This is a genomic window from Elstera sp. (assembly GCF_044372965.1).
Taxonomy (GTDB): Bacteria; Pseudomonadota; Alphaproteobacteria; order Elsterales; family Elsteraceae; genus Elstera.
The window spans coordinates 1-7,758 of the sequence record NZ_JBILQX010000170.1 but is presented as its reverse complement, the minus strand read 5'-3'; the positions used below and the strand labels follow the sequence as shown (position 1 = coordinate 7,758).

General features: G+C 60.6%; 8 protein-coding genes and 1 pseudogene. 2 read left to right on the top strand and 7 right to left on the bottom strand.

Annotated elements, in window-relative coordinates; genetic code table 11:
• The first annotated feature begins 116 nt into the window (after positions 1–116).
• A complete protein-coding gene (locus ACIQ36_RS16470; protein ID WP_395831294.1) occupies positions 117–422 on the top strand; it encodes a hypothetical protein in 306 nt (101 codons plus the stop codon).
• 29 nt (positions 423–451) lie between these two features.
• Here the strand turns inward: ACIQ36_RS16470 and moaB are convergent, their stop codons facing one another.
• The 4 genes from moaB to ACIQ36_RS16450 all read right to left on the bottom strand — a co-directional run bounded on the left by moaB (position 452) and on the right by ACIQ36_RS16450 (position 5,397).
• Positions 452–991: a molybdenum cofactor biosynthesis protein B gene (gene moaB, locus ACIQ36_RS16465; RefSeq protein WP_395831292.1), complete on the bottom strand. Its 540-nt coding sequence runs from the start codon at positions 989–991 to the stop codon at positions 452–454.
• Positions 992–1,017: 26 nt separating this feature from the next.
• The gene (locus ACIQ36_RS16460) at positions 1,018–2,853 is read right to left on the bottom strand and encodes a lytic transglycosylase domain-containing protein (protein WP_395831290.1); all 1,836 of its coding nucleotides are present in this window, start codon (positions 2,851–2,853) and stop codon (positions 1,018–1,020) included.
• 164 nt (positions 2,854–3,017) lie between these two features.
• Positions 3,018–3,848 (bottom strand): uracil-DNA glycosylase family protein, encoded by an 831-nt coding sequence (locus ACIQ36_RS16455; protein ID WP_395831288.1) that lies wholly within the window; start codon positions 3,846–3,848, stop codon positions 3,018–3,020.
• 43 nt (positions 3,849–3,891) lie between these two features.
• Positions 3,892–5,397: a hypothetical protein gene (locus ACIQ36_RS16450; protein ID WP_395831286.1), complete on the bottom strand. Its 1,506-nt coding sequence runs from the start codon at positions 5,395–5,397 to the stop codon at positions 3,892–3,894.
• A 315-nt stretch (positions 5,398–5,712) separates the two neighbouring features.
• Here ACIQ36_RS16450 and ACIQ36_RS16445 point away from each other — a divergent pair, with 315 nt between their 5' ends.
• Positions 5,713–6,060, top strand: coding sequence for a 4a-hydroxytetrahydrobiopterin dehydratase (locus ACIQ36_RS16445; protein ID WP_395831296.1), 348 nt, complete (start codon positions 5,713–5,715; stop codon positions 6,058–6,060).
• An 11-nt stretch (positions 6,061–6,071) separates the two neighbouring features.
• On the opposite strand, the gene ACIQ36_RS16440 is transcribed toward ACIQ36_RS16445, so the two are convergent.
• The 3 genes and pseudogenes from ACIQ36_RS16440 to ACIQ36_RS16430 all read right to left on the bottom strand — a co-directional run.
• Positions 6,072–6,413, bottom strand: coding sequence for a zinc ribbon domain-containing protein YjdM (locus ACIQ36_RS16440; RefSeq protein WP_395831284.1), 342 nt, complete (start codon positions 6,411–6,413; stop codon positions 6,072–6,074).
• 100 nt (positions 6,414–6,513) lie between these two features.
• Positions 6,514–7,407 (bottom strand): MBL fold metallo-hydrolase, encoded by an 894-nt coding sequence (locus ACIQ36_RS16435; RefSeq protein WP_395831282.1) that lies wholly within the window; start codon positions 7,405–7,407, stop codon positions 6,514–6,516.
• Positions 7,408–7,420: 13 nt separating this feature from the next.
• Positions 7,421–7,758: pseudogene (locus tag ACIQ36_RS16430) on the bottom strand (DsbA family protein); the annotation flags it as partial.

The window sequence follows — 7,758 nt, the reverse complement described above, 5'->3', positions numbered from 1 at the left end:
AAGGCTTTAAGGTGATCGTTCAGGCTGAAAAGCGATTGAGGTTCCATCGGTAGGCTCCGAGCGAGGGACCCCATCAGTGAATCACAGCAAAACTGAACGGGCGAGGGTTTTTGCGGGTGTCCAGCTTGGCGAATACGGCAGCGGCGGGCGATGTCGATGTGGTCATCCTGCTGAATACCACCGGCTTTGCTTCTTACGCTGCCGCTCAGACCGAGTTGAACGCGACGGCGGGTGCCATTACAGACAATTCCGGAAGTGCGATTGTGCTCTGGTATAGTTCGGTCGATACTAAGATTCACATTACGCACGATACGGATATCAGTGCGGGCACTGGAACCGGCACGGAAATCGGGATCATCGGTAATTCGACCAGTGCCATGCTTTCGACGCTCGTCGGGGCTAATTTCACTTCTGTCGCGTAAGGGTGGAGGCGCGGGGACGATGGGGCGCGTTAAACCGCCTCATGCTCCCGCAGGCGCGGCATGAGTTCAACGAGATTGCAGGGCTTATGCCGTGCATCCAATTGCCAGCGCAGGATTTCGTCCCAGCCGTCGCGGCAAGCGCTGGTGGAGCCGGGGAGCGCAAAAAGGTAGGTGCCGCGCGCAAGGCCCCCGGTGGCACGGCTTTGGATCGTTGAGGTGCCGATCTTCTGGAAGCTGATCCAGCGGAAAAGCTCGCCAAAGCCGGGGATTTCCTTTTCCACCACGGCCTTGAAGGCTTCCGGCATCACGTCGCGTCCGGTTAGCCCGGTGCCGCCCGTGGTGATAACGCAATCGACTTCAGGATCGTCGATCCAGGCGTTCAGTTGCGCGATGATGGCAGCCAGATCGTCTTTCAGCAGCGCCCGCGCCGCTAACACATGCCCGGCGCTGGTGAGGCGTTCTTGCAGCAGATCGCCGGAGGTATCTTCGGCCAAGCTGCGCCGGTCGGAGACGGTGAGCAGGGCGATATTGACCGGGCGGAAGGCGCGGGTTTCGTCGATCTTGCTCATGTTTAGGTCTCCAACCGGGGAACAGGTTAGCGCGCCGCCACATCCACCGGCGCATATTGCCCCGGACGATAGGTCGGGATTTTCCCGCCCGCAAGCGCGGTTAGGCTATCGGTCGGCTGGCCCAGGCGCTTTTGGTAGATCCAATAGTTGGCGAGCAGGCGTTTGCCGAAATTGCGGCTTTCGGCGAAAGGGATGCTTTCGACGAACAGCAGCGGGTCGCGCTGGGCGGCGGTGAGCGCGCCTTTGGTCGTCTCGTCGCCCTTCAGCATCTTATCGAGTTGGCCGATCCCGGCGCTATAGCCGACGGCAAAGCGCAACAGATCACCCTTCACCAGATCGTGCCGCAGCAGGGTGGAGGCGAGGCGCTGGCCGAGGGTCATATTCACCGTCGGGTCGGAAAGCTCCTGCGCGTCGTCGGGCGTTCCGCCTTTGCGCGCCATGGCGGTGGCGGTTCCCGGCATGATTTGCAGCAGCCCTTGTGCGCCCGAGGGGTTCTTCGCCGCGACGGTGAAGTGCGATTCGTGCCGGGCGATGGCATAGAGCAGCGCCGGGTTAACAGCAAAGCCCTGGCGCGGCGTCCAATGGGGGACCGGATACAGCCCGGCGTCGTAACGCTCGCCCTTGGCCCGCAACACCGATCCGGCAAGGCTCATGGCAAGGCCGGGGCTGCCGCCGCGCTCGGCCAAAGTCAGCATCGGCAGATACAGTTCGGCGGGCAGTCGCGGCAGGGCGGCGCGCAATTCGGCTTCGGCGCGGGGCTTCAGGCCGATTTGCGTCAGTGCGAGGGCGCGGGTGACGCCTGGAAAACGCTTGAGGCTAATGAGATCGCGCGCCGTGAGGCTGGGCAGTTCCCAATCCAGCGAAATATCCCACTGCAAGGTGCGGCGGGCGATGAGACCGTAATAGCTATAGGGGGCGTCCGCCGCGCGGGTCAGCCACTGCTGGGCTTCGACGGTTTTGCCGGTGGCTTTTGCCGACCGATAGGCCCAGAAAGCGGCCCCGGCGCGGGTCCATTCGGAAGCTGCGGGCGAATCCCACACTTGTGCAAACAGGCCAAGCGCCTCGCCCTTCTTCCCCAATCGCCAGGCGGCAAGCCCGCCGGTCCAGGCACCATCGGGCACTTTTTCGGCGGAGCGGGCGGCGGTCGTGGCGGCGGCGAGGGCCGCGCCATCCTGTCCCGCGAGGAACAGAAGCTGCGCCAACCGGGCGCGGGCTTGATCGAGCAGAACCGGATCGACGGTGTCTTCAGCCGCCGTCACCAATGCCAAGGCGTCGCGCGCCTTATCGGCACTATTCACCCGCTTCAGCTTAGCGCTCAGCGCGGGCCAACCTTTGCCGGGGTTGGCCGAGTTATAGGGCTTGTCGCGCCAGCTTATATCCTCGTCGCCCGACCGCGCGAAGCTGGCGTTTTGCTTCAGCTTCGGCAGGGCAGGCGCGCCGGTTTTCGGCTTGCGGTTTTGCGCGATGGCATAGAGGCGCGGCGCTTCGGTTTGGTCCATGAAGGACAAAAGCCAGCGCCGCAGTTCCTCATAACTCGCCTTATAGGGCGTTTGTAGATAGCGGTGCGCGAGGATATGGCCGACGAGTTGCCGATCAGTCAAAGCGCCGATCAGCTTGTCGGCGGTGGCCCAATCGGCGGCGTCATGGGCTTCAAGAATCTTCCGATACAGCACAACGTCGCCATCGCGCAGCACATCGGGGAGGGTTTGAGAGGTTTCGTCCGTGGGGACAGTGGGACCCGGCGTGTAGACCGCGACCTCATCGGGCAGCGCGACCGGCGCCGCGCCCAAAGTGGGTCGGGAAAAGGCCAGCAGCGGGCCGAGAAGGAGGACGGGAACCGAAAGCGAGGTTGCGAAAAGCAAAAAGCCCCGCCCACGGGCGCCGAAGCCCCCTTGAGTCGTACGAGTGTTGGTCATTGCCTGCTGTAGATAGAGCGGCGACAGTTTCGTGACAAGTAGGAAAATCCGCAACAGGTGTGGGCACAGTGTCACACAAACATGCCAACCGGCTAGAATTTATGGCTTTTTTACGACTGTATAAGGGTCTCTAGTCTATCCGCGAGTATTAGAAAATCCCGCCACGCATCGCGCTTTTGTCCAGGCGAGCGCAGTAAATACGAAGGATGATAAGAGGGCAGCATAGGTATTGTTGCGCCGCGTGAATCAGTCCAATCAAACCAACGTCCACGCAGCTTTGTAATACCGTCCGTCCGCCCTAAAAGAGTCTGAGCAGGCGTGCCACCCGCGAGCAGGACAACCTTAGGATTCATCAGAAAAAGGAAGCGTTCGACGAACGGAAGACATAAGGCCAACTCGGCATCGGTCGGCTTGCGATTTCCCGGAGGACGCCAGAACACCATGTTTGTTATGCACACTCGGCTGCGGTCGAGCCCGATCGCGGCCAGCATCTTATCGAGCATCTGCCCGGCAGGCCCGACGAAGGGTTTTCCTAAGCGATCCTCCTCGCCGCCCGGCGCTTCGCCGATCACCAACAAGGGCGCATCGATGGCACCATCGTAGACGACGGTGGACATGGCGGTTTGCTTCAGCGCGCACCCATCGAAGCTGCGAATGGCGGCCTCCAGCGCGGCAATCGATGTGCACCCGGCGGCCAGGCTGCGCGCATCGGCTAGCCCCCGGTCGGGCGACAGGGCGGCGAGATCGAGCGGGGGGGCAGCGGCGCGCGGCGCACTGAGCGGCTCTGGGTTTGAACGCACAGGGCGGCTTTCCGGCGGTCGAACGGCCAGCGGCGGCGGTTCGGCCCGGCGGCGGTCCAGGGGCTCATCGCCCATAGCCTCATCAACCCCAAGGGCGAGGTAGAAGTCGAGCAGCTTGCGGGCGAGATCGGTTTCCAGCATAGCACTTAGGTTTACCGAAGTTGGGCGGCCCGCGCCATTCCGATCACGGCGGGCCCGCGCGGCAGATGGAGACTTCGGTTTCGCCCGAGGCGGACTGGGGAAGCCAGAGCTTATGCGTTTGGCGGGGAACGCGCAGCGGCGCGCAGGGCAGCGCCGCGCGGATCGCCGGGCCGGTTTGCGCGCCGATGAGGGCATAGGTCGTTCCCGCAACCGGGGGGCCGGCGAGCGTGGCGTCGCGCCCCTCCTCGCAGGTTTTCAGCGCCCGCGCTGCATAGAGGCTATTGATCGGGATGTGGTTTTGCGCGGCAAGATTTTGCAGATCGACGATCACCGGCCAATCTTCGATTGGTGCACACCCGAAGGGCGGGGCGATAATCAGCCGCTCGCTGTGGGCGAAATGGCGCTCCCAGGTCGCTGCATCGATCAGGGGTGTGCGCCGGTCGCCCATCTCGTGCCGCGCGGTTTTGAGCATTGGGCCTGCGTCAATGATTTGCAGCGCCAGAAGCGTCAAAAGCAGGCCGTATTTCGGCACAGGGCGGAGGCGTTTATTTACAATGAACAGGGAATACCCAACCAGCGCATAGCCGACCGGCCAGAAAAAACGCCCCGAGTTGCGGAACTGCGCGACGATCTGCAGCCATTCCGGCGGAAGATCGATGCTGAAAATAAGATAATTTCCGACATATACTTTATTCGATACGGCATAGATCAAGAATAGTGCCAGAAGGGCGGGCAAGCCTAAGGTGGCCCGGCGCGGCCAGCGGTAGGGCCGCCGCGCCACGAGCACCGCCGCCAGCAGCAGCCCAAGGCTTCCCGCGCCAAGATAGGCAAACCCTTCGTACTGCAAGCCCGTGGCATCCAGAATGCCTTGCCCCGGAAAAATGCCGCTTCGCTGGGGAAGGAAAGGACTGAGGAGATTGAGCGACGCCTGACCAAAGTTATCCGGCGGCAAGGGCGTTAGTCCTTGGCCGATCAGCCCGATCCCATAGGCAAGGCCGATCATGAGGCCAAGCCCCAGAAGATAGTCGCGGGCCAGTAATTTCGCCGGGGTGGGGGAGGCCAGCGCCGCGCGGAGGGTCGCGCCTAAAAAGAGCGGGAACACCATGGCCCAAAGGTAGGCATGGGTTAGAAAGGCAAGGCTCGATAGAAGCAGCAATCGGCCTTGAAAGCCGGGCCGGTTTCGCACCACCTCCGCCAAACCAACCAGCAGGATCCAATGGTTCAAAAGGGCTATATGGCCGAAGCGGAATAGAAAAAACGGCGTAAACGTAAAAAACCCACCCGCAAGAAGCGCTGCCGGGCCGCGCAACCCGCAGGCTCGCGCAAAATAGCTTCCAGCAGCGGTTTGAAGAATAATCGAGAGGGCTAAGCAGGCGGGATAAAAATTGGGGGCCGATGCCAAGGGTAGAAGTTTAGCAAGAAACGCCGCGAGCGGATAAGAGTCGGTATAAAAAATATTGTAACCGAATGGTATCCCCAGACCATCGACCGCGAAAATGGGGAAATGCCAGGGTTCGACCCAGAAATAGAGGAAGCCGTTTAGAGTCATCCCATAATCTGAGTTTACACTCGTATGCCAATCGTGAACATTCGCGGTTAAGATGGACAGTGGGATTATAAAAAAAACTAGAAAAAAGCCAATGATTAGAGATATCAAAAAATTATATTTATCAGAATATTGCTCTAATTTCAGCATGATCAATATTCTTTTCTGGTTATCTTAAATTATTATAAATTACATCCCGATACGTGTTTTAAGACTCGATTCGATAGAAACCAATCCCCCGTAAGGAGATAATTTCTTAATCTCTAAAATAAAATTTTACCTCTTTGACTTCCCGCCTGTAAAGCGTAAATCCGCCGTATAGAAGGCGCACGCTTCAGCGTCGATCTTGGACAGGGTGCAAGAAGGAGAGTTCGAATGGTGCAGAAATTGACGGCGACGGAACGGGCGGACGCCCTCGGGCAGCTCTCCGGCTGGACCCATGAGCCCACCCGCGACGCGATTACGAAAAGCTTCCGCTTTAAGGATTTTTCCGCCGCCTGGGGCTTCATGAACCAAGTGGCCTTGGCGGCAGAAAAAGCCGACCATCACCCGGAATGGTTCAACGTCTATAACCGCGTCGATGTGCTGCTAACGACGCACGATTGCAACGGTCTTTCGACGCGCGATGTGGCGCTGGCGCGGGTTATGGACGGGTTGGCTGGGTAGAAGGAGGGCCGTCAGGCTTTCTTGACGAACTCTGATTTCAAGTTCATTGCGCCGATCCCGTCGATTTTGCAGGAAATGTTATGCCCGTCGGTGGCGTCGACCAGGCGGATGCCTTTTACCTTGGTCCCGCCTTTGACGACCAGCGACGAGCCTTTGACCTTCAGATCTTTGATGACTGTGACGGTATCGCCATCGGCCAGCGGATTGCCGTTGGCATCCTTAACGCCCTGCTCTGCCGCCTCGGCGCTCGCCTCGCTCGGGTTCCACTCGTGCGCGCACTCCGGACAGATCCACAGATCGCCGTCTTGATAGACATGCTCGGAGCCACACTGCGGGCAGTTCAAATTTTCCATAAATTACCGTGCTGGCCTTGCGTTCGAAAAACTTAGCCAAGAGCGATAAGGGTTTGCGCGCGCAAGGTCCAGCGGCTTCACCGGGCTGGGAGCATTCGCCTCACCCCCAGGTCATTTCCCCCTTCACCACTTTCGCGCCAAGCTCCAGCGAGCCTTCGGAGGCGAGGCCGGGGTACCGGGCTTTCATGGCAGCGCTCAGGGCTTTGCCATCGGCGGCTTTTGCGGCCTCGTGCTCGTAGGCGAGAAGATAGGCGCGGGTGAAGGCAATTGCGCTGGCGTCGGTCTTCGACGAGGGTAGTAGATGCCCCGCGACGACGATTTTTGGCTTGCGGGCGGCGAGTGCGTCGAGGGATTTGACCCAGGCTTTCCGATCTGCGGGCGTCGGGCTATCGGCCATCCAGACGTGATGATCGGCCACCACCAAGACGCCCCCGAAGGCGGCTTTCAGGCTGGGTACCCACACATAGGTAGAATGGGGATGGCCCGGCTCGGAGATCAATTCGATACGATGCCCGCCCAAGGTGAAGCTGCGGGTGTCGGTCGCCTCGGGAATCACGACATCGGCCAGGGTTTGCGGCCCGTTTTCCTTCAACTGCGGGCCCCAGACGGCCAGTTTCTTGCTCACATTACCGTTGATGCCCGCAACGATTTCCGCAGTCGAGACCACCCGCGCTGCCGGGAAGGCGGCTTTAACGGGGCCGAGGCTGAAGTAATAATCGGGGTCTTTTTGCGTCACCAGGATCGTCGTCAGCCTTTTGCCCGTCGCTTTGATGGCGGCGGCCAGCGCGCGCCCATCGGAAAGGGTAAAGCCACCATCGATCAGAATGGCCTCGTCGCCGGCCGTCAAGAGAACCGGCGCGCGGTTGAAGCCGCTGGCGTCCGCGGGGAACGCCATCCAGGTGAGCGCCGGTTTGGCCGCGAGGGCCTCGGTGCCAAGGCTGGCGGTTGCCCCAAGGGCAATAAGGATTTTTAAGGCGGTGCGGCGGGTGACCATGGCAGAGAATCCTTTATAGCGAGAGTTGCTTGAGAAAGGCGTCGAGCCCGCCGAATAGGATCGTGCTGGGCAGCAGGTGCCGCCGCCCGTGGCTGTCGGTGAGCACAAGCGTGGGGACGCCTTGCGCCGCAAAGGCGCGCAAATCGGCCTGCGCCTTCGCTGTCCGCGTGCGGTTGGTGGCGAGAAGATCGGCATCGGGCGGGGCGAGGCGCGCGGCGGCGGCGGTCAGACCAAGACCCTGCAAAATTGCAGCAAGCGTTGGGAGCGCCGTAATATCGAGCCCATCGACATAACGCGCTTCCTGGATGGCCGCCAAAGCTTCGATTTCCCGGCTGGGCTCGGTCAGAAATA